Origin of the sequence: Salinispora tropica CNB-440 (assembly GCF_000016425.1) — a bacterium.
Taxonomy (GTDB): Bacteria; Actinomycetota; Actinomycetes; order Mycobacteriales; family Micromonosporaceae; genus Micromonospora; species Micromonospora tropica.
In genome coordinates this window covers 537,069-559,341 of the sequence record NC_009380.1, presented here as the reverse complement: position 1 = coordinate 559,341, position 22,273 = coordinate 537,069, and the positions used below count along the sequence as shown (strand labels likewise).

10 protein-coding genes are annotated in these 22,273 nt (G+C 69.4%); 3 read left to right on the top strand and 7 right to left on the bottom strand.

Annotation, left to right across the window (positions count from 1 at the left end; all coding sequences use genetic code 11):
* Positions 1–42: 42 nt before the first annotated feature.
* From STROP_RS02440 to STROP_RS02430, 3 genes are read right to left on the bottom strand one after another with little or no spacing between them, the layout of a single operon-like run.
* Entirely contained in the window at positions 43–11,307 is an 11,265-nt protein-coding gene (locus STROP_RS02440) for a toxin glutamine deamidase domain-containing protein (RefSeq protein ID WP_011904402.1), read from the bottom strand.
* 42 nt (positions 11,308–11,349) lie between these two features.
* Positions 11,350–11,688 carry a hypothetical protein gene (locus STROP_RS02435; RefSeq protein ID WP_011904401.1) on the bottom strand — a complete coding sequence of 113 codons (339 nt, stop codon included), beginning with the start codon at positions 11,686–11,688 and terminating at the stop codon, positions 11,350–11,352.
* Complete coding sequence (locus STROP_RS02430) at positions 11,685–12,077, bottom strand: YbaB/EbfC family nucleoid-associated protein (protein ID WP_187151602.1); 393 nt, start codon at positions 12,075–12,077, stop codon at positions 11,685–11,687. Before STROP_RS02430 ends, STROP_RS02435 begins: the two co-directional genes overlap by 4 nt.
* Before the next feature lie 155 nt (positions 12,078–12,232).
* Here STROP_RS02430 and mycP point away from each other — a divergent pair, with 155 nt between their 5' ends.
* The gene (gene mycP / locus STROP_RS02425) at positions 12,233–13,528 is read left to right on the top strand and encodes a type VII secretion-associated serine protease mycosin (protein ID WP_011904399.1); all 1,296 of its coding nucleotides are present in this window, start codon (positions 12,233–12,235) and stop codon (positions 13,526–13,528) included.
* A 103-nt stretch (positions 13,529–13,631) separates the two neighbouring features.
* Here mycP and STROP_RS02420 read toward each other — a convergent pair whose 3' ends face one another.
* The 3 genes from STROP_RS02420 to eccB form a co-directional block, all read right to left on the bottom strand.
* On the bottom strand, positions 13,632–13,919 hold the full coding sequence (locus STROP_RS02420; RefSeq protein WP_011904398.1) for a WXG100 family type VII secretion target: 288 nt from the start codon (positions 13,917–13,919) through the stop codon (positions 13,632–13,634).
* A gap of 20 nt (positions 13,920–13,939) precedes the next feature.
* Complete coding sequence (locus STROP_RS02415) at positions 13,940–14,269, bottom strand: WXG100 family type VII secretion target (RefSeq protein ID WP_011904397.1); 330 nt, start codon at positions 14,267–14,269, stop codon at positions 13,940–13,942.
* Between the two features lie 142 nt (positions 14,270–14,411).
* Positions 14,412–15,851 (bottom strand): type VII secretion protein EccB, encoded by a 1,440-nt coding sequence (eccB, locus tag STROP_RS02410; protein ID WP_011904396.1) that lies wholly within the window; start codon positions 15,849–15,851, stop codon positions 14,412–14,414.
* 137 nt (positions 15,852–15,988) lie between these two features.
* On the opposite strand from eccB, the gene STROP_RS02405 reads away from it, so the two are divergent.
* Positions 15,989–16,750: an SUKH-3 domain-containing protein gene (locus tag STROP_RS02405; RefSeq protein ID WP_011904395.1), complete on the top strand. Its 762-nt coding sequence runs from the start codon at positions 15,989–15,991 to the stop codon at positions 16,748–16,750.
* Positions 16,751–16,759: 9 nt separating this feature from the next.
* Here STROP_RS02405 and eccD read toward each other — a convergent pair whose 3' ends face one another.
* Complete coding sequence (gene eccD / locus STROP_RS02400; protein ID WP_011904394.1) at positions 16,760–18,148, bottom strand: type VII secretion integral membrane protein EccD; 1,389 nt, start codon at positions 18,146–18,148, stop codon at positions 16,760–16,762.
* 136 nt (positions 18,149–18,284) lie between these two features.
* On the opposite strand from eccD, the gene STROP_RS02395 reads away from it, so the two are divergent.
* Positions 18,285–22,241, top strand: a complete 3,957-nt coding sequence (locus tag STROP_RS02395) for a type VII secretion protein EccC (RefSeq protein ID WP_011904393.1) — start codon at positions 18,285–18,287, stop codon at positions 22,239–22,241.
* Positions 22,242–22,273 lie beyond the last annotated feature (32 nt).

The following is a 22,273-nucleotide window of genomic DNA, read 5'->3' as shown; positions in this document are numbered from 1 at the left end:
AGGAACGCAACGGCTCCCCTCCCGGCCTCTGTGTTGGCACGGTCATCCCTCCAGCATGTCGTGCAGTGCCGGCTCGTCGGGCAGCGTGAAGCCAAGCGCCTCCCGCGCGATCCGCTCGGCCTCGGTCCGGTCGACGGGCAGCGCGCTCCCGGGAGCGGACGGCGCTCCGGCAGCCATCCAGTGCCGGGTGCGTTGTCCCCGCCTGGACGACTCCGACACCACCAGGCCACTCACCGTACCGTCGGCGGCGAGCAGGGCGTAGTAGGCGATGGAGTACCCCAGCTCTTCCAGCCAGGTCCGCCCAAGGGTGTGCGGGTCGGATGACTGGACCGGTGGGGTCGGCGGCGGCTCCAGGTAGGCGAAGCTCTCATTCATCAGGTCGAGGAACTCCCGCACCGTCATCGGCGTCGGATGTCTCGTGTTCCAGGGATTATGCAACTGCACCTGGCCGTTGCCGACCGCCACCACCTCGTAGGCGTGTCCGGCGACGAGCCCGTGCGGAAGCTGATTGCGGATCGCCGCCGGATACTGGTCCTCGCCTCGGGTAGCGGTGATCACCGGGCTGCCGGCGGCCAGCAGTGCGGCCAGCCGGGCTTCGCTGGCGGTTTCCCGCCCAGGGGTCTGGTCGAAGGAGGCAGCGCGGCTCGGCAGGCCGGTGAGCTGGGTGAGGAGTTCGGCCTGCATCTGCCGATGGCTGCCGACATCCAACCGGGCGTATCCGGTCGGTGCGGCCACGAGCGGGTCGTTCGGGCTCTCCCATGCGGCCCAGGTGAGCTGCCACTGCTGGTGACGGTCGCTGCTCCAGGTCCGGTCCACCGCCGCGAGCGCCTTCTCCAGCAGCGACGCCCACGAGCTGCCGATCACGCTCTGGTCGGCGTACGCCGACTCACCGCTCACGGAGTCCCATATCGGCACGTCGGGGTGCACGGTGATCCGCAGCCGCCGGCCGGTCGGCCCGATTGAGTCGCCAAGCAGGGTGCTCTCGTGCAGCAGGACGTCCACGGTGCCGTCCGGGTTGGGCTGGAAGAGCTGCGCGATCGCCTCCGGACGGTGGCCGGCGACGGCGGCCATGCTGGCCAGCATCCCGCAGTCACCAAGCTTTCCCTGCTGCACCTGCTCCCGCTTGGGCGGCCCGTCGAAGAGTGGGGCCGGTTGCCCGGTCCACAGGTCGCGTGGCCGGCCGTACTCGGGTGCGGGCTCGCCCGACTCCCCCGCCGGCAGTGTGACCCGGTCGGCGATCACGGTGACCTCGGCGGCGGTTGCTGTCGGGGTCACCTCCAGGTCCAGTGGCGGTGCGCCGGGCACCAGCGCGTACAGCGCCCGGGCGAGGACACCCGGCACCAGGGCCAGCTTTCTAGCGTTGGTCAGGTAGTGGAGGTCGTGCGTGTGCAGCATGGCCATGGCGGCGGAGCGCGCACCAAAGGCGGCGCGGATGACGACATAACCTCGGGCCCGGTCCTCGGCCAGCAGCGACTGCCGCCCCACCTCCGCGCCCAGGTCGAAGGCGGACCGCGACTCCGCCAGCGAGAACTCCGGGGCGTCGGTGAGCGCGTACGGGCGCAGGTCGAACCGGCCCGCCAGGTCGACGTAGACGCCCTCGGCGGCGATCCGGTCGGCGAGTGTCGGGTGCACGTCCCGGATCAGGCCCAGCTGAGCCGGCGGCAGGTGGAGGATCTGCCCGGCGTGGGCCGACATTCGGGGGAGGCTGACCTGCTCCCGCTCGCCCTGGATCGCCAGCTCGTGCAGCCGGGCCTGGAGTTCGGTGGTTGACGGCACCTGGGAGTCCGGGACGAGTTGGTTGCGGTAGTCGACCCACCGACGCTGTTCGACTTCTGTCGCTGGACTGCCATCCAGGACCTCGGCGACCGACTCCTGCGTCACCGATGGCGTGCTCAGACGCATCAGTTGCGCGTGCACGTCCCGGGGGATGATTGCCGCACGTCCAGGTGCGGCCGGATCCCCCAGCCGCAGGCCAAGATGGTTGGCGAGGGCATCGATCTCGACGCGGAGAGCGAGTCGGGTGGGCGGGCCGGCGAACTCGTACTCGGCGGCGAGTAGGCGAATCTCGGCCATCCGCCCTTGGTCATGCGCGGTAAGCCCCGCCGGGTTGATCAGCCCGTCATCGGTCCCCGGGTCCAACGGTCCAATCAGGATCTGCCGGGAATCGTGCAGGGCCGCCAGCTCTGCGATTTCGTGCGTGAGCGCGCGGGCGACCACTCCGTCCACCGCCCGATCCGAGACGGTCACCGTGAACGATCCGTCCGAGTTGCGCGTCGTCTGGGCCACCACACCGTCGGTCAGTGGACCGGTGGTCAGCCATACCCGGAACGAAAACCGTCCGGCCGCGTAGATCTCGAAGCGATTCGGCCCGGTTGGGCCGATGTCGTCCACCCCGGCGTAGGAAGCCACCTGCGGCAACGCGGCGTGGGCGGTGGCCAGCACCGCGACCGGGTCGGCGACGGGCCGCCCCAGACCGTGGAAGCCCGAGTTCGGTACGGCCGCCGCCGTGATCCGCCCGGATTCGGGTGAGTCTTCTGGGCTGCCGCGGCTCTCCCGGACCGCACCGGCTTCCGGGTTGGACCCCGTCGGGGCTGTCGGCCCCCAGCCGACGATGTCGAAGAGACGGGAGAGCAGGCCGACACGGCGATGGGTCTCCGCCAGCCTCTCGGCCAACCGGTCGGTGGCCGACTCGGCGGCGCCGAGCTGGCCCTCGAGCCGGTTGGCCGCCCGTTCCAGCTCGGCGACCGGCTCGTTCACCCGGTCAACGACCTGGTCCACCTGGTCGGCGGCGCCCCGGGCGTCGACACGTGCGTCAAACCGGCTGCGCACGTCGTCAGCGGCGAGGCCCCGCCGCCTGGCGTACCACTTGGAGACGCCGATCACCGGCGCGGCGACGGCTGCGGCGATCGGGATCACCGGCGTCAGTGGGCTGGCCACCGCGATGGCGACCGCGGTGGCCGCTCCGGCGGTCGCGGCGGTGGTCAGCCCGCTCGAGACAAGATAGGTCCGAAGGCCGGGGATACCCGGCGGGCGAGTGTTCTCGGCGGTCCGCCGCTGCGCCCGGAGCGTGCGTAGCTGTCGCGCCCGGCCGGCACGGTCACCGCCGAACTCGGCGACCACCCGCCGGGCCACTCCGGGCAGCTGCGCGATCCGATCCGGCGCCCCGAGCATGCCCGCCCGCAGACCCAGCCGGTCGATCACCGCGTGCAGTTCGCGCAGGGCCGGCCTCAACGAGAGCGCGTCGGCCGTCCGCACCTGGTGTGCGGCCGTCTGCAACTCCCAGGCATCCGCCCTGTTCAGCGAGGCCGGACCGGCGACGTCCAGCGGCTCCCCGATGCCCGGGGTGGCAGCCGGGTCCGATGGGCCGGCAGCATGTCCCTGCGCCAGCCGGTCCAGCGTCGACGTAATGTCGTCGAGACGCCGGGAGGCCACATCGAGCTGCCCAACGGCGCTGGTCACGGCTGTCGCCGACGGGCCGGCGAGCCCCGCCGCCCTCGTCTTCGGCTCCATCGCCGGATTGGGGTTGGCCAGGTCCCAGGCCCGTCGTGCGTCCTTGACCCGGGTCTCGGCACGATTGAGCAGCAGGTCACGGAGCGGACCGAGGAGCCCCCCAGCCAGGATCTTGCTCGGCCCGGCCCCCGCGGCGATCTGGGAGACCTGGGCCACCCCGACCCACGTGCCGGCCTGCACCAGTGGTCCGAGGGTCTGCTCGACCGCGAAAACCCGGAGGCTCCGCATATTGCTCGGCCGTTCGGTGCTGTCCGTCGCCAGAGCCGGCGGGCGACTGAAACGCGTGATCACCCGGCTGGTCACGCCCAGCTGCCCGTGCCGCTCCACCACCGGCCGCAGCTCGTCCGGCACCTGCGCACGCCGCTGGTCCGCACCCGGTGTCCCCTCGCGCAGACCGAGCCGGTCGATGAGGAACCGCAGTTGCCGGGCCACTGACGGGCGCGCCAACGGGCCGACGGACCCATGCCGTACGGCGAGCTCAGCAAGCTGTTGCAGCGACGCCGGGTCACGCGAGCCGACCGACGGCTCGGCGGCCGGATCGGTGGACGCTTCCGGGTCGGCGGACGCCCGCGACGCCGGAGTGGCGTCCTTCGATATGGGAGTGGCGTCCTTCGACGGGGGCAGTCCGGCCCAGGCCGGGTCGCCGAAGAGCAGGCGACGGAAGGAGTCAATCAGGCCGTTGCGGCGCTGCGAGTCGGTGACCCGGCGCTCCAGATCGGCGAGGCGCTGCTCCAGGTCGGCCGTGCGGCGCACGGCGGTCGCGGCGCGGTCGGCCACCGCGCTGATCGGATCGGCGACCGCTTCGGCCGCCTGGGAGAGCAGCGCCTCCGCAGGCACCGCGGGGTTGTCCGCATCCCAGGTATCCCGGGCGTCCTTGGCGACGGCCTCCCGTCGGGCGACCACCGGGTCAACCGCCACACCGGTCGCCGCTGCGGCGAGCGCGCCCGCGATCCCGAACCAGCCGAGTCTCAGCTGACCGAGGAGGTCACCGACCCCCGCCACGGTGGTGGCTGTCAGCAGGTTCGGCGCGTTCTCCACCGCCGACATCCACCATGGCGCGACCGTACCCGGACGCTGATCGTCAGCCGGGTAGCGGTCAATGACGGCTCGGGCCCGGGCCCGCACCACAGCCGTACGCGAGCCGCCGAACCGTTCAACGAGCGGCCGTACGTCTGGCGGCACCAGGTCCCGACGGTGGTCCACGCCGGGCGTTCCCTGCCGCAGCCCGAGGCTGTTCAGCAGTGCCCGGATCTCCCGGCCGACACCAAACCGAGCCCATGGCCGCGCCCCATCGTGACGGGCGACGAGGCTACGCAGCTCGGCAAGGCGCTCCCGCTCACGCGAGGTCAGCCCGACGGCGGTCGAACCACCCGGGGCGCCAGCCGAACTCGTACCGGTTCCGGGGCTGTCGTCGGACACCGCCGGTGCGTCCTCGCCCGCCGACGGGAACCGGCGAGGAGGGCCCATCACACGATGCCTACGCTCGTCCCGACGTAGCTGCTCCTGAACGGCCGACACCTGTCCGTCGAGCCCGGTCGTCGCCGCACCCAGCTTCTGAACTGTCGAGGTCACGTCGTCGGTGTGGGCGACGAGCACCGCTGCGGTGGCCACGTCCTCCTCCGCCGCGGTCCGGGCGTCCTGGCGGGCGTCGTACCGGGCCCGACGATCCTCGGCCGCCAGCCCCGCTCGCTTGGCCAGCCACTTCGTTGGGCCGGTGGTGACGGCGCCCACGAACGCACCGGCGCCCAGCATCAGGGCCAGCTCGGGTCGACCGCCGGCGTTGAGGGTGAACGTCGTCGCCAGCGTGAGGAGGAGCGAGTTCACGGTAAGGTGCGTGCCGACGTACGTGCGCATCCGCGGCAGGCCGACAGGGCGCTCCTTCGCCTCGGAGGTACGGCGATCGGGGCGTAGCCGGGAACGCTCGCTCGTGTGGGCCGAACCTTGGTTGATCACCTCGGCCAAGGCGGCCCGCACCTCGGCGGGCAGGGTGGCCATCCGCTGCTCCGCGCCGAGCATGCCGTCCCGCAGCCCCAGCCGATCCACAGTGGCAGTGAGTTCCCGTCGGACAGCCACACGGGAAAAGGTGTTCGCCGTCCGCAGCTGGTGCGTGACCGTCGCCAGCTCGGCCACGTCAGCGGCGGTGAGCGGCGGGACAACCGAGGTGGCGGCCGACTCCGTGTCGGTTGGGTTCAGCCCGGCTGGTCCCCCCTCGGCCAGACCTGTCGTCCCGTGAAGCGGCCTTGGCGGCGGGCTCCCACGTACTGCTGAAGAATCAGCTGGGGCGGCAGGCTCGAGTGGGCTGTCACCACGCCCGTCCGGTCGATGATGAATCGCCCCTGACCCACGTGCCTTCCCGAGGCTCGCTCCTCCTCCGAGAGTTCCTCCCGAGCCACCCAGCCGAACTCGAACTCGCCCAGCCGGACCGGATTTCGGGTCCCCAGCAGACGAGTGATCAGCGCTCGTGCCTCGTCCTCCGTCATTCGTTCCACCTCCGCTGGGCACCATCATCGACCAGAGCGCGTAGGTCCGGGCAACATAGGCGGGTGGTGGTTCCGGCATCGCGACCCCATGCTGTGGGTCCCACCACACCGGCCGGTCGACGCCACTCGGATAGACGAGAATGAAAGCATGGGCGCCGTCGGGGGTGACACCACCCTCTTCGTCCAGGATGAGCTCACCCGTTACGTCGTCAGCGCCGAGCCAGTCGGCCACCACCAGCGCCGCGCTTCCTGGACCTGACTGCGCGACCCGTTGGTACAGTCGGGCATATTGATCACTAACCGCGGCGGCACGTGCGGTGGGCGCGGCGGGGAGCCCGGCCGAACCACCGGCCCAGATTCCCCCCAGCCACTCTTCGGCCCGAGTCAGGCCACTGTCCTCACCCAACTCGGTCTCGAAAGAGCCACCGACTCGGATGTCCGGCCAGCGCGGCTGGGCAACCTGCGGGTCACCGTAGAAGCTGGACAACGCGGCCAGAGAACAGTCCAGACAGTTGTTACCACGGCCCTGCTCGGCTGGCCCGCCATCGTTGATCAAGCGACCGTACGGGTGGGTGAACGGGTCGGCCAGGTATGTATAGCCCTCGGCTGTCCGCAGGCTCAGCGCAACATCCTGCTGATAGCGCGGATCCTCCAGCGGAGCCAGCTTCCCCGGCCCCATGGACCGCGTCTCGGGTAGCCCGTAATTCGTCTCGGGCTCTACCGACAGGAGCTCGGGCCCGGCTACTTCCGGGCGCCCCGGAGCCACCTCGGCAACGCCTCGCGACAGATCTCGGTCAACTCCGCTGCCGTCGGCAACGGAACCGTCGTGAAGTGAACCGTCTCCCGTTCCGCGGTGGCCCGATCCACCTCCTGGACCTCGCCCATCTCCGGGTCCTCCCACAGAAACGCCCCCGCCACGTCCGGACGGAACGTCCACGCGTCGGTCGACCGATCCCAGATCACCGCCTGCGTCGGGCCCATGGTGTCGGCGTTCGCGATCAGGTTGACCGGCGGGCCGTCCGGGTCCCGCCGCAGGAGGAAGTAGCCGAATGTCAGCGTCTCCATGCGTCTCCCCTATCAGGTCACGGTCCAGACCCGGCAGGTCGGACGCGGTCAATCCTCGCTCAACGCATACATCGGCGAACGCGTAGGGCTGCTGTCCGAGCCAGTCGAGGTATTCTTTACGCAAGCGGGCTCGCTTCGACGCCCCGATCCACTTTGCAAAGCTGCTATCGTTTGCTTCACCGAATCGCACAGCCTCCATGCCACCCGGCATGCGCGCAGCGGCACCCTGGGATTTGTTGATCGCGAGAATGTCCAGGAACGCGTGCACCCGGTCCGCCGCAGGCTGCGCCGGGTCCCGCACAACCTCGTACGGGACGTGGGTCTGTTTCCCGATCGCGTAGCTGGTGGCGGTCGGAAACTGCAACTCAAAGGTCCGACCGCCCGGGGAAACAAGCGTGCAGTTCAGGCCGAAAAACCGGTTTCCGGAGCGCCAGAAGTTCTTCAGGTTGGTAACCTGATAGCCCCTTTCCTCCAACGAGGCAAGAACGTTGTCAACCGCCGGACCATACAATTCTGACTCCGGCCCCCGCAGCGAGAAGCGGACCACGTCGTTGACCGTGGCCAGAGCCGACCCGATGTCATACCCCAATGTCGCCAGCGTCGTGCGGTACTTCCGGGCCAGCGACTCCGCACCCTTGACCCGATGCTCCTCGCCCAACGTCCGCAGCGCATCCGCACCAGTCAACCCAAGTCGCGCGTTGACCCCAGCGGCGAGGCTCTGCAACTCACCGAGGATATGGGTGGCCTCCGACCGGGCTGCGGCGAGCTCGTCAAAGAGAGTCGCCCGCTCGGCATCCGACAAGGCACCGAGGTAGTCATTCTCCGCGCCCCAGGACTGCTCAGAGATGCCAGCCGCGCGGCCTCCGACACTGTCGTCCGGCCGCTGACCCTCGGCCGGGGCCGTGGAGTGCGGTGGAACCGGGACCGGCTCGGTGGCCGGAGCGTCGGTATCGCTCTGGGGCTGACCCGGCGGAAGAGGGTCACCTTCAGCGTCGAGCGTGATGGACCAGACGTCGCCGATACCGGCGCTGCGGAAAGGGCCTGCGTCAGAAACGAGCCCCGCCTGACCATCGACCCATACGATCAGTCCCTGGTGGTTGACCACGTTCCAGGTGTGGGCACGACCATCGGCTTTCGTGGAGGTGGTGACAATCAATGCTGCCGAACCGTGGCCAGCCCCCTGAAGGGTGACAGCAATGTCGTCCAGCCCGGATGGGCCAGTGCCGCGGTAGCTGAAAGCGCTGCCAAGCGCCTGCTCCTGCCGGGCGGTGCTGGCATGCTCTAAATCCGCCCCTTCGATGGTGGCCGCCGCTACCTCAGGCCGACCGAACCAGGTGGAGAGGAAGGAGAGGCCGACGTCGGCGCAGTTCCGATCCCGGCCGGGGACTGTCGGACCCCCGTCGTTGACCTTGCCGACCCAGCTGCGCAGCCGCGGGTCCGGATGCACTTCCGGCCGGCCGGTCTCCGGGTCGCGGGGCACGGCATCGTCCAACGCCTGCTGGTGAGCTGGCTCCGGCGGGACCAGCCCCTCGGGCTCCCCGTATGGGCGTTCGTCGCTCAGGGGCCGCCCATTGCCCACCACCCCGGGCACGGGGGGCTGGTAGACCTTTGGTGACCGTTCTGGGTCCGAGAGCGGGTCGATGCCAAATTGCGGTAAGAGGCTACGGCATGATCGACACGGCAGCCGATAGTGGCCTAGGTCGTGCTTGACACCTGCTTCATCCCAACCTGTGCGGACCTGATGCGTAACGACTTTCGCGCCGCTCAGCGCATTCAGGGCGTACTGCTCTAGTGCTCCCGGCTCGCCCGCTTGGCGCCACTCTTCCTCCAGCCGATAGATCTGGTCGGAGACCAGGGCGACCTCGGCGCACTTGCCGTGCCCGGCCCCCTCGCCGTGCTTCGCTTCGAGATCGGCCTTGATCCGATCGAGAACGTCCTGCACCACTGGGTGTACCGCCGGCTGGGTCGGCGGCTTCGTGCCCTTGTCGGCGGTCATGCTGGTGTGGGTCGTGACCTCGCCATTCGGCATCATCAGCGCACCCGCCATGCCCGGCATCTTGCCCTTGGAGATCGCCTTTCCCTTGACTGCTGTCCGGACGGCCTCGGCCAATCTCCGGGACGCCTCGATGAGCGTTCGCTTGGCCTCCCGACCGTTTGGATCTCCGGTAACGGTGAACGACTTGCCCTGCCAGCTGTGGGTGTTGCCACCGGTTGGGCCCGTGGAACGGCGAGCCTCGGTTGGGACGCTTGTTTCGTTGCCGCCGATGGGCGAGTCTGGAGTGCCGGTGGTCGGAGCGCCGGTGTGGGACGGCGCCGAAGCGGGCATCGCTCCATCAACGGAGACGCGCTGGGTGGGAACCCGGTTCGCCGGGTCCGGCGTGGTCGATGGGCTGGCACCAGTCGCCGCCGGAACGGTTGGCGTCAGTTTCGACGTAGGGACGCTTGCCGTGGGGGTGGTGGCGGGGCCGAGCGAAACGGAGCCGGCCGAGTTCGGCGCCCTCGGGTTGCCGGTAGGCACGGGCGGGCCGCTCGCCGGCGGAGTCCTCGTGCCGGTCTGGGTGCCCGGCCCGGCCGCGGTCTGGGGGCTCCCGGTCTGGCTACTCCCACCGGCGACGGAAGCACTGGTACCCGAGGTGCTGCCCGAAGGGCTGACGGCGGGGCTCGATTGCGCCGTTGCCAGTGCCGGTGTCCCGGCCACAGTTGGGTTCGCGACGGCGCCGCCGGTGGCAGGTGTCGTTGGTAGGAGGCCGGCGGTGGGGCCGACGGCTGCGGGGGCACTCGACGCCACGACGGGCACGACTGCGGGCTCCGAGTCCGGGGAGATCGGCGCATGCTGAGCGGAGTCAGCCGTGGAGTCATCCCCGACGGAGCCATCGGCGAACGGCGAGAGGGCGCTGTGAATGGTGGGGGCAGCAGATTGCCCGACGACAATAGACCCATCATGTTTGGACGAACCGCCCTGCGGGTCACCGGCCATCGAGGACGGTGAGACGGAGCCAGCGACGGCGTCCGCGCCCACGCCCACCTGGCCGGCACCGTCGAGGCTGGCCGGGTCGAAGGCCGGCGGAGGGGCAAGCGAGATCGATCCGAGCCCGGTTGTTGGCAGGTTGCTCGGACCGGTGTCCAGTCCGGCGCCCTTCACCGCGCTGGGGTCGAGGCCGGCGAGCTTGTTGTGCAGGTGCGCCAACGCGCTACCACCGCTGCTGGCCGCCATCGTGGCGCCCCCGCGGCCAGCACCACTGGCGAAACCTCCCAGAACCGCGTCGCCGCCGGGCATGCTCCACTCCCCGGTCATCACGCGGTTGGCCAGGACGCTGGCAGCCGGCGAGACGATGGCGTTCTGCGTGCCGGCGGCGAGGGTCCTGCCGCCCCAGCGGGCAATCCCAGCACCGGGGAAGTCCACCGCCGGAGGGCTGAACGAGATCGGCATCCGGGGGGCCAGGTTGTTGCGGGCAAAGCGTGTGCCGGCTTTCAGACCGGTGCCGAGAACCGCGCCGAAGGCGCCGCCGAGAGCGGCGGTGCCGGTACGGCGGACGTCCCACTCCGCCCGCGTACCGGCGTTGATCTGGTAGGCCTGGGCGGTGACATCGATGATGAGTTCCTCGCTGACCTCCTCGGCCAGCTCAAGAGCGAACCGCCGCCCAGCGTGACCCAGCCCTTCCCGGGTTAGCCGCTGGCCGACCTGCATGCCAACGTTACGCAGAGCGGCATGCATCCCGGCACGGGTGAAGAGCTGCCGGCCCATCTGTGCGACCAGTCGCCGGACCGCGACCGTCACGGCCTGTCGGCCAGCAGCCAGAATGGCGGGGATACCCGCCGCCGACACCCCACCCAGCCAGGCCATCAGCAACGCGACGAAGACAGAGATCACCGTGATCAGGAAAGCGATGAGAATGGTCAGCTTCGCATACTCGATCTCCATCGCGGCGTTCTCGGCCCCGTGGGCGAAAGCGGCGGCGGCCTCTTGGATCAATGGCAGGCCCGCGCCCGGATCGATGGCAAGCTGGTTCCAGAGCTGGCCGAACGCCTCCCCGGAGTCTCCGCCCCAGTTCTGGAGGATCTTCAATACAGCCGGGTCGGCCTCAAGGAGAGCATCATTGATCGTCTCAGCGAGGCCCTTCCACGCCTCGGCGAGCTCACGCATCTGGTCCTCGTCGCCGGTGGGCCACGCCTCACCGGCGCTGACCCAACAGACGGCGTTCCACACCGTGGGATACTCGGCGATCAGGTCCCTGGGGTAAGGCACCGCCACCCGTCGCGCCCTCCGTCCCTACTTGACCGAGAGGATTTCAAGCTAGGTGTCGTCGCTGCCAAACATTGTCCTGACTGCCTCGTCCATCTCGACGGTGCCGTCAACCGCACTGCTCACAATGGGGCCGAGGAGCTGCACACGCTCCACAATTGTCTGACCGCCGTCGAGAACGGTGGTGGCGATTGCGTCACCCCCCAGGTAGTGCTTGTTGAACTCCTTGCCATACTCATCGGCACCCCAGGGGCTGTTGCCGTTCAGCATCTCGATAGTGGCCGCGTGCTGCGCCCAACGTCGGGCGAGCATCGAGCCGGCGGCACCGAGCTGGCCCGCCCCAGCTCGCACGCCCTCTGGATGCACAAAGGTCTCGGCTGCATCGGTCATCGATCCCCCTCCCGCGGAAGCTCACGCTCGAGCTGACCAAAGATGCCTGTTAGGTCATGGTCCAGGTAGGCCTGGAACTGGCTGTCCGGCACGAAGGGCCGGAGTAGCTCCTCAACCTCGGCCAGAGCCTTCTCAGTAGCCCGCTGGATCGTGGCCGTCACGGTCGCGGAGAGCTCCTTCGAGTTCGGCCGCCGATAGAGACGTGGGTCGAATTCCACCTTGGCTACGTGACCACGCGGGCCCACGGTGACCGTGACAAAACCGTCGTCCGACGTGACAGTCGCATTTACTTCTTTTAGCCGCTGTTGGAGACCTCCCACGCCCGAGCGCATCCGCTCGAACTGGTTCATCAGCTCATCTGCGCGCGCACGCAGTGCCTGAATGTCCATGGCGTCCTCCCCCTGCACGTCCATGTGCTGCCACCGTCTGTCCAATGGGGTGGCTGACCCAACGATACTGAACTCCGTGCGGCGCGGGGGACCCTGACGCCTACCCAAGAATCGTTAGTATGCAGCGGCACCGTGCGGACGGGAGGTGACGCGGCATGCTCTTCAATCGTCGTACGCCGACCAGCGTCCTACTCGTAGCCCTGATCAGCTCGACCGCCCTGATGCTTCCAACCGGAGCGGCGGCAGCTGCGTCGGTCTGCGCCAACCCGAGTGCACCAGGTCAGGTCATCAGTGACGCATCCTGGCACCAGCAGTGGCTTACCCCACAACGGGTGTGGCCGTTCAGCACCGGCGCCGGAGTCAGGGTGGCGGTCGTCGACTCAGGGTCCGACGGCGACCATCCGCAGCTGAACGGTCAGGTCGCCAACGGCTTTGACGCCCTACGTGGAACCAGCGGTGGTGATATCGACTGTGTCTCGCACGGCACCGCGGTCACGAGCCTCATCGCCGCCCGCCCACAGGAGGGCATCGGCTTCCACGGCCTGGCCCCGGATGCGACGATCCTCCCGATCCGAGTCAGCGAACAAGCCGGAAGCGGGGGCGGCGAAACCCCAGGCGAGAGCGTCTCCACGGAGATCTTCGCACAGGCCATCCGGCGGGCGGTTGACGATGGCGCGGATGTGGTCAACATGTCGGTGACGCTCTACCGCCCCGACCCCGACGTCGAAGGCGCAATCCGCTACGCCCGGGAGAGGGACGTGGTCCTGGTGGCCGCCGCCGGAAACCTGCACCGCAACGGCGAGCAATCCGACCCGGTGCCATACCCCGCCGCGTACGACGGTGTGATTGGAGTCGGCGCGATCGATCAGCAGGGCGCACGGGTGGAGCAGTCACAGGTCGGGCCGTACGTTGATCTGGTGGCTCCTGGTGGTGGGGTGGTGGCGGCCACCCGCGTGAACGGACACGCCATCTGGAGCGGCACCAGCTTCGCGACCCCACTGGTCAGTGCGACGGCTGCCCTGATCCGAGCCGCCGAGCCGGAGCTGTCGGCTACGCAGGTTTCTCGCCGGCTACTCGCCACTGCGGACCCGGCGCGCGGAGGTCCGGGGCAGGGCTATGGGCAGGGCGTGCTGAACCCTTACCGGGCGGTCACCGAGCGGCTGAGCACCGCAGCACCGGTCGCCCCGGCCCCGTTGCCCGACCCGCCCTACGACGCGGTAGCGCTGGAGCGGGCGCAACGATGGCACGTCCTCGGCCGTGTTGCGCTCTGGGGCGGGCTGTCGGTGGCGGTGTTGGCACTTGCTATCGGCGCGACGGTTTTACTCCTGCCGCGAGGACGCCGCCTCCGCTGGCACCCAATCCGACCCGGGGAGCCGCCGCCCTCAGGCCCGGAGATCGACGATCCCGAGGAGGCGTTCTTCCGGGTACCCACGTCGCTGCCCCGCGGCTGACGGCCGGCCCCGAAACCGCCGCCGCTCCGCCGGGCCTGCTCGCTAGGCCGAGAAATGCCGATGGCCCGGCACAGGACCGGGCCATTGGAACATCCAATTGGGCTCAGTCGCCAAACTTCGCCCGGTTTGCGGCCTCGCGGGCCTGCATCTTGGCCGCAGAGTCGCGCAGCGCCCTCTCGATTCGACCGAGCAGATCACGCAGATCGTTCGCCGCCGCTTCCCAGTCGCTCTGCCGCCGGAAGTACGCGTCGCGGGCCTCACCGTCCCAGGTCGCGAGCAGTGGCGCAATGCCGGACTTGAGCCCGTCGAGCTCACCGTTGAGGTTCTTTAGGCTGGTGCCGCAGCTGTCCGCTGCGGCGTTCAAGGCACCGAAGTTGTATCGAATTTCCATTTCGGAAACTCCTTCCCCCGTCAGAGCTTCAGCGCTGTGGTGATCTTTCCGGCCGTAGCGCCAGCAGCATCCATGTCGGACTTGATCTCGTCATCGGCCACGTCGTAGTCCTTACCGGCGGACCCGACGGCCTCGGCGATCGCTCGCAGCGCTACGTTCAGCCGCGCCATATCCTGGTCGAACCGCTGGCGAACCTGTTGGAACGAGCCCGCACCAGCACCCTTCCACTGGTCGTACAGCGGCGCCAGCTGGTCCATCAGCTGGTTCAGATTGCTGGTGAGCCGGTCGGCGACGGCGTCTACGTCACCCTCGGTCTTCACCATCAGGCCGGTGTCGGTACGCATCGTCACGGTGGAGTCACCCCCGTCCTCATCGATCGCCCCACATTGGTGGAGGCAGCCTTGTTACGGTGCGCTCGCACCGCGTTCCACACGAACCGTAACGGGCTATGTCCAGCCCGCGCTAGGCCAGCTAGGCCGACACCACGAGACTCTACTGTGGGAGCTCTGGACCGAGCGCCTGCTTCGCGGCGGTCGGGTCGAGCACGGGGCCGGCGGGAAGTCGGACGACCAGGCTCGCCGGCATTTCAACGGGCTGCACGCCGCCGTAGCCAAGCAATCCCGCCACCTCGTTCGACGGCAACGGATATCGGTAACCGAGGTCGGTAACCAGGCTCAGGGCACCTGTCGGCGCCTCCGGTGCCGGCATCGCCTCAACCAGCACGCCGTGCCCCGGCTCAACCACCACCCGGTCAGCGAGGGGAATCCCCGCACTGGTCTGCTCGGCCGTTCGTAGCAGTCCCTCTTCCGGCCGCACCCGCCCCTCCAGCAGCAGGGTCGGCTCGCTTTGCCCCGGTTGGTAGACGGCGCAGACAGCCGGTTCATCGCCGCGGAGCTGGACGATCTCCGGACGCTCTGCGGGTGCGCGGTGACTCCCCTCGGCCACTGGCGGCGCCTTTTGGGCCGACGCGGCGACACCGGCCGGGAGCGAGATCGGCTCAGGTGGTGACCCATCCGGGTACGCACGCGTGGCTTTCGGGTCGGCCAACAGCACCTCGGCCTGAAGCTGGGTCAGCGACCGTAGCTGATCCCGCTCTGCGAGGTAGTACTGACGGCCGCCATTCTGGCTTTCCACGACGAAGATCTGGCCGATCCGGGCGTCCTGCAGTGCGCGTGACGGCTCACCCCGATCGACTACCTCCGAAATCCCGATGGACTCACCCGCCGGTAGCGCGTTCAACCACGCTCCGCCCACCTCGACCACGGGCTCCGTGGTCATGGTGAGTCCTTCAAGGACGACATTTTCGTCACGGATCTCATACCGGTGGTCCTGCCAGATCAGGTGCAGCCGGTTCGTCGCGGTATCGCGAACCAGGAGCGCGGCCTCGTCCATCTCCCGCCCACCGCTGGGGGCCGCGCCGACGGTGAGCACCGTGGTGGCGACGGCACCACCCGCCGAGTCATGGGCCAGCTGGGTGCAGAGCGTCCACGGCCCGGAGAGGAGCCGCTTCGGGTCGGGCAGCGCGTCCGGTGCGTCCCGAATGCCGATCCGGGTGCCGCGTGGGGTGCCGACCAACGAGTTCCGGGAGACGGAGACCGTCTGCGCCGCCGATCCCAACGCCAGCAGCGCAGACGAGTAATTGATCACCGGGTACAGCCGGTCCTCCTGGTAGATGTACCGACTGCCGGTCTCCTTCTCCAGAATGACCGCTGACTCCTCCTTCCACTTGGTGGCGCCACCTGGGCGCAGCAGCCCGTAGACGCCCACCGCGGCAAGGCAGAGCACGGCCACCATGATGCTCGCGAAGCCGGCACCGCCGAGCCGCCGAAACGGCGCGGCGGTCGCCGGATCGGGCTCCCGGGCCACGAGCGCGGAGGTCATCCGCTGGACGAAGAACTGGTACGACTGGACCTGGTCCCGCCGCGATGGCATGGCACCTCCCCTTGCGTACGGCCGGCACAAACTCGGAGTCGGACCGCGACGCCTACGATAGGCACCGCGACGACAACCGTGGGTCCGGCACCCGGCTCGGGCCGGCGGCCACACCTCCAGCCGCCCGAGGAGTTCCGATGATCAGCCGTGACGAGGCGCTGGCTCGCGCCCGGCGGTGGGCCGCCGCCGGCCGGCCCGGCCCGCCCCCAGAGGTCGACTTCTACGAGTTCGACCTCGGCTTTGTCGCCTCCCGCCGCGAACCCCTGCGGTTTGCACCGGACGGAACGCCCAAGCCACCGTCAGCAACCGGACAGCCCACCGTGGTAATCGACCGGGGAACCGGAAGACTGTCGAGCTGGCCGCCGCTATCCAATCAGGAAATTGCTGAGTGGTATGGGAAGTACCACGCGGCCGAGGGTCGCTTTCCACCCGACGTGCGTGAGGTCTTGGACCAGGCCGGATGGTTCCCCGGTCGGGACATGACCGCCGCCGTCGACCTCTGGCTGGCTCGCTTCGCCGACGAGCTCGCCGGCTTGGAGTGCTTCCCCGCCGTGCGGGCTGCCCTAATCGAGTTCGGTGGACTCATCCTTCCCCAGTTGGGCAGAAGTGGGGAACCCGGCGCCGGATTCGCCAGCGGCATCCAACCCACCAGGACTGGGGGGGTCCTAGCCGACTGCTCCGAGATCTTCGCTGAGGAGTTCAACAATCCCGTCTTCCCTCTCGGCAACAATGCCGACGGCCCCTCCGAGCTTGTCATGGACGCTCAGGGGCGGGTCTTCCAACTACATTGGGCCGACGACTTCTTCATCGGCCCAGACATCGACACCGCTATCATCGCCCTCATTCGCGGTGGACGAATGCCCGCAGCCAGCGACCTCACCTGGCGGACCGACAACTAGCCGCCCCGGTCAGCCGTTCAGCGCGCGCATGAACGCGTACAGGCCCAGCACGCTGCACGCCACCGGCACCACCGCGAGCTGCACCAGGATGTCGAGAACGTCCCCGATCCGGGCCAGCCGGGGCGACGGGGCCCGTCGGCTGTAGGCGAGCCCGGCGCTGACCGAGATCCCGGCGGCGACCATCGCCACCGGCAGGACCGCCAACACGCGGACCGCCGTTCCGGCATCCGCCGCGCCAACCAGGGCAAGCAGGGCGAACCCGACCAGCCCCCCGGCGAGCATCGGCACCCGGTGCCGGACGGTCGGCACCAGCCGGGCCCGCAGCAGGTAGCCGAGAGCAACGACTCCGGTCAGCACCAGGGCGGGGATCGAGCCCGCTGCGGTCAGCACGACCAGGCAACTGACGGTGACCACGACCGAGCCGAAGATCATGCCGGTGAGCATCTCGTCGGCTCGGGCAACGGCCTGGTAGACCACCTCACGAGGGGGCTGCGGCTCGTCGCGCAGCAGGTCCTCGGCGGTCCGGGGCAGCGCCGGCATCGGCACCTTGCCCAGCCGCACGGCGAGCAACGGCACCGCCGGCAGCAGCAGGGTCACCGCGCTGACCACGATCGCCGCGCCCTGCACCGCATCGATCGAGCCGAGGGCGACAAGCCCGCCGAGCATGCCCCAGATCCCGGCGTAGACCGCCGCCACGAAGACCCGGGTCGCGTCACCCACTCCGAGGACGCCGAGCAGGCCAGTGAGGAGCAGGGCAGCGGAGCCGAGCAGCACGTGCGGCGCGCCGAGCGCCCAGACGGACTCCCCGGTCCCGATCACCAGGATCCCGCCGACGAAGGCGTAGGGCAGGCCGGCTGCGGCCAGCACCGCCCCGGCGAGCGAGTCCGCCATTGCCCGGGCGAGTACGACCCCGGCCAACAGCAGCCCCGCGGCGGCCCCGAGGGCAACCACACCGCTGAGCCAGCCGGGCTCGTCCGTGGCGATGATGACGGCCAGGCCAGTCAGCAGCAGGGCACTGGCGACAATGGGACCCGTCAGCCGGGTCGCGAGTGGATTCCAGGCGAGCCCACGGCGACGGGCACCAGCCGCGACGGCCTCCATCAGATCGTCGTATGCGAGTTCCGGCCACTCGGTGCGACGCGGTGCGAGGTGCAGCGTCTCTCCGTCCCGGATGTTCTGCGCCGCCAGCGTACGGTGGAGATCGATAGCGGTACCGTCGATCCGGCGTAGCATCCAGCCGCCGTGTGCCGTCCCGTCCGACGGGTGCTCCTCTGCCTGCCGAAGCACGGCGGGAAGCATCCCAACCAGTGGCAGATGCTCAGGCAGGGCGAGATCGAGCCGCCGGTTTGGGGTGACGACGGCGATGCGCGCGAGTCCGGTTCCGGCCTGGGTGACCACTGACGCCCCCTCGGACGAGGAGCGGGCCGACCGGGCCCGCGGCTGTCATGACGGAAAGAGGCTACCTACCATGTGCCGGTGGCGTGGGTACCGGTTCGATCCGGTCGAGTCCGGGCCCAGCGGGGAGGTCTGACACGTGAGCACCGTCGTTGTGAAGCGCCCGGCCCGGCAGCCGGAGCCGGAGTACCCGTCCGGCGAGGTCTTGCTGGAGGGGCCGCCGGAGGTGCCCGGGCCGAGCGGGCGCGGCTGGGGTCAGATGTTGATGATGCTGCCGATGCTCGCCGGTTCGTTCGCAATGGCGCTGATGTTCGCTGGCCGGGGTGGCAGCACCCTCGGCTATGTCACCGGAGGTCTCTTCGGTCTCTCCGCGATTGGGATGCTCGGTTCCCAACTCGCGAACAACTCGGGTGGTCCGAGCAAGCAAGAAATGCTCCAGAGGCGACGTGAGTACATGACGCACCTGTCACGGCAGCGCCGGCGGGTACTCAAGACGGTCCGAAAGCAGCGAGACGCTGCTCACTACCGGCATCCGGAGCCAGAGTTGCTGTGGTCTGTGCCGATCGGACCTCGGTTGTGGGAGCGCCGGCGAGCGGACGTTGACTTCGGGACAGTCCGGATCGGGCTCGGCCCGCAGGAACTGGCCACCCCGCTGGTACCGCCGCCGGCAACGGCGTTGGAAAAGCTGGAGCCGATGTGCGCCCTGGCGCTACGTCGCTTCCTGACGACCTACGGGGAGGTGCCGGACCTACCGGTGACCATGGCGCTCAACGGCTTCGCCCGGGTGCACCTACGCGGGGATGACGATGCGGTCCGAGGGCTGGTCCGGTCGGTGCTCGCCCAGGCCGCCGCCTTTCACGCACCGGACGACCTGCTTGTCGCGGTCTGTGTCGCCGCTGATCGCCGGGACGCGTGGGAGTGGACAAAGTGGCTCCCACACGCGCTGCACCCGAGCCGCACCGACGCCCTGGGGCAGCTGAGGCTCGTCACATCCTCGGTCGCCGGGTTGGAGGCGATGCTCGACGACGTGCTGGCCAGCCGGCCCCGGTTCAGCTCCATCGGCGGAGCGGCTCAGGTGGGCGGGCCGCACGTCCTGGTCGTCATCGACGGCGGCGACACCGCCGGATCGGACCACCTGATGACCGACGGCGGTGTGGAGGGCGTCACCCTTCTCGACCTCTCCAACCCGGCACCGCGGCTACTGGACCGCGCCCGGCTGGTGCTGGAGGTCACCCCCGACCTGAAGCTCCTGAGTACCACTGTGGATGGTGTCGCCGAGATTGGTCGGGCAGACCAGTGCCGGATTACGGAGATCGAGACGCTCGCGATGCAGCTGACCCCACTACGCCTCTCGGCTGCCTCCCGGGGCGGCGACAGTCCGCTCACCGCCGAGCTGGGCCTGGCCGCGCTGCTCAACATCGGCGACCCACACGAGTTCGACCTGGAGGCGGCCTGGCAGCCCCGGCCGAACCGGGACCGGCTACGGGTGCCCATCGGTACGGGTACCGACGGTGCTTCGGTCGAACTCGACCTCAAGGAGTCCGCGCAGGACGGCATGGGCCCGCACGGCCTGCTGATCGGTGCGACCGGCTCCGGCAAGTCCGAGCTGCTGCGTACGCTGGTGCTGGCGCTCGCGGCCACGCACAGCTCGGAGAGCCTGAACTTCGTCCTGGTCGACTTCAAGGGTGGCGCGACCTTCACCCGCTTGGATGCCCTCCCACACGCCAGCGCGGTCATCACCAACCTCGCCGACGAGCTGCCGCTGGTTGACCGGATGACCGACTCCATCAACGGTGAGCTGGTACGCCGGCAGGAGTTGCTGCGCGCGGCCGGCAACTACGCCTCGCAGCGCGACTACGAGAAGGCCCGGGCCGCCGGAGCGCCCCTGGCTCCCCTGCCGAGCCTGCTCATCATCTGCGACGAGTTCTCCGAGCTCCTCACCGCCAAGCCGGACTTCATCGATATGTTCGTACAGATTGGTCGGGTTGGTCGGTCGCTCGGTGTCCACCTGCTACTGGCCTCACAGCGGCTGGAGGAGGGCCGGCTGCGGGGTTTGGACACCCACCTGTCGTACCGGATCGGGCTGCGGACCTTCTCCGCCATGGAGAGCCGGGTGGTGCTCGGCGCCACCGACGCGTACGAGCTGCCCCGTTCACCAGGCCACGGATACCTACGCTTTGGTACCGAACCGCTGGTCCGCTTCAAGGCCGCGTACGTCTCCGGCGCCTACCGAAGCGAGATGGCGGTGGCGGTCGCTGCTGGGGACAGCGAGGCGCGGGTGCAGGAGTACGGCACCAGCTACGTCGCGCCGCCGGTGACTCCTACCGAAGCGGAGGTGACGCCGGAACCGGCCGAACCGGGCGGCGACAGCCTGCTGGACATCCTGGTCGGTCGGCTCACCGGCCGGGGCACGCCGGCCCACCAGGTGTGGCTGCCCCCGCTCGCGGAGCCGCCGACGCTGGATCAGCTCCTGCCACCGTTGACCGCGGACCCGGACCGGGGAGTGACGGTGGCGCACGCTGCTCTGGTGGGCGAGCTCCAGGTGGCCACCGGCATCGTCGACAAGCCGTTCGAGCAGCGTCGAGACGTGCTCTGGTTTGACCTGGCCGGCGCGGCCGGCCACGCGGTGATCGTGGGTGGTCCGCAGAGCGGCAAGAGCACCCTGCTGCGGACGATCGTCACCTCGCTGGCGCTGACCCACACGCCACGTGAGGCTCAGGTCTACTGCCTCGACCTGGCCAGCAACGCGCTCTCCTCACTGCGCGGACTGCCGCACGTCGGCGCGGTGGCGACCCGGCTCGACGCTGGTCTGGTCCGGCGCACGATCGCCGAGTTGCAGCTGCTGATGGGCGAGCGAGAGCGACGGTTCGGTGAGCGCGGGGTGGACTCGATGGCCGCGTACCGGCACGCTCGTCGGCACGGCCAGCACACAGATGACCCCTTCGGCGATGTCTTCCTCGTCATCGACGGCTGGTCCACCATCCGTACCGAATTCGAGGACCTCGAGCCGGCGATCAGTGACATCGCCAACCGCGGGCTCTCGTTCGGCATTCACCTGATCGTCACCGCTGGACGCTGGATGGACCTGCGCCCTGCCGTTCGGGATGTCTTCGGCACCCGACTGGAGCTCTGGCTGGCGGATGCGGGCGACTCCATGCTGGATCGGCGGGCCGCGATGAACGTGCCGGAGAAGTCTCCCGGTCGAGGAATCACCCCCGACGGTCAACACCTCCTCGCCGCACTGCCCCGCGCCGACGGCTCTCAGGAACCGGAGAGCCTACCCGAGGGTTCCCGCAAGCTGATCAACGACCTCGCCGCCAGCTGGGAGGGACCGGGAGCTCCGCCGATCCGGCTCCTTCCGCCGGTGGTCCCGTTTGGCAGTCTGCCGGCCACCGGGCGACCCGGCATTCCGATCGGCATCGCCGAGGTGGATCTCCAGCCGGTGCACCTGGACTTCGCCACCGACCCGCACTTCCTTGTCTTCGGCGACGGGGAGTCCGGGAAGAGCACCTTCCTGCGGGCGCTGGCACAGACGATCGTCGACCGCAACGAGCTGAACGAGGCTCGGCTGGTTCTCGTCGACTACCGCCGCAGCATGCTCGGCGACATCACCACCGAGCACCTGATCGGGTATGGATCGTCGGCGCAGCTCACCGAGAACATCATCGCCGAGGTGGCCGCCGTGATGCGGGACCGGCTTCCCCCCGCCGACGTGAAGCCCGACGAGCTGCGGGCTCGCAGCTGGTGGAAAGGCCCCGACCTCTACGTCCTGGTGGACGACTACGACCTGGTGGCCGGGGCGGGCAGCAATCCGCTGACCCCGCTGCTGGAGTTTCTGCCGCAGGCCCGGGACATCGGTCTGCACCTGGTCGTCGCCCGCCGCACCGGCGGCGCGAGCCGGGCCCTCTACGAGCCGGTGCTGATGCGGCTGCGTGAGATCAGCACCCCGGGCATCGTCATGTCCGGCAACCGGGAGGAGGGGGTGCTGCTCGGCACCGTACGCCCCGGACCACTGCCACCAGGTCGGGGCTGGCTGGTCACCCGGCGGGAGGGCACCCGCCTGGTGCAGTTGCTGGACCTTCCGTCCCAGGTGTGAGCACCCGGCGGGGTTGCGCGGTGGCGCTAGCT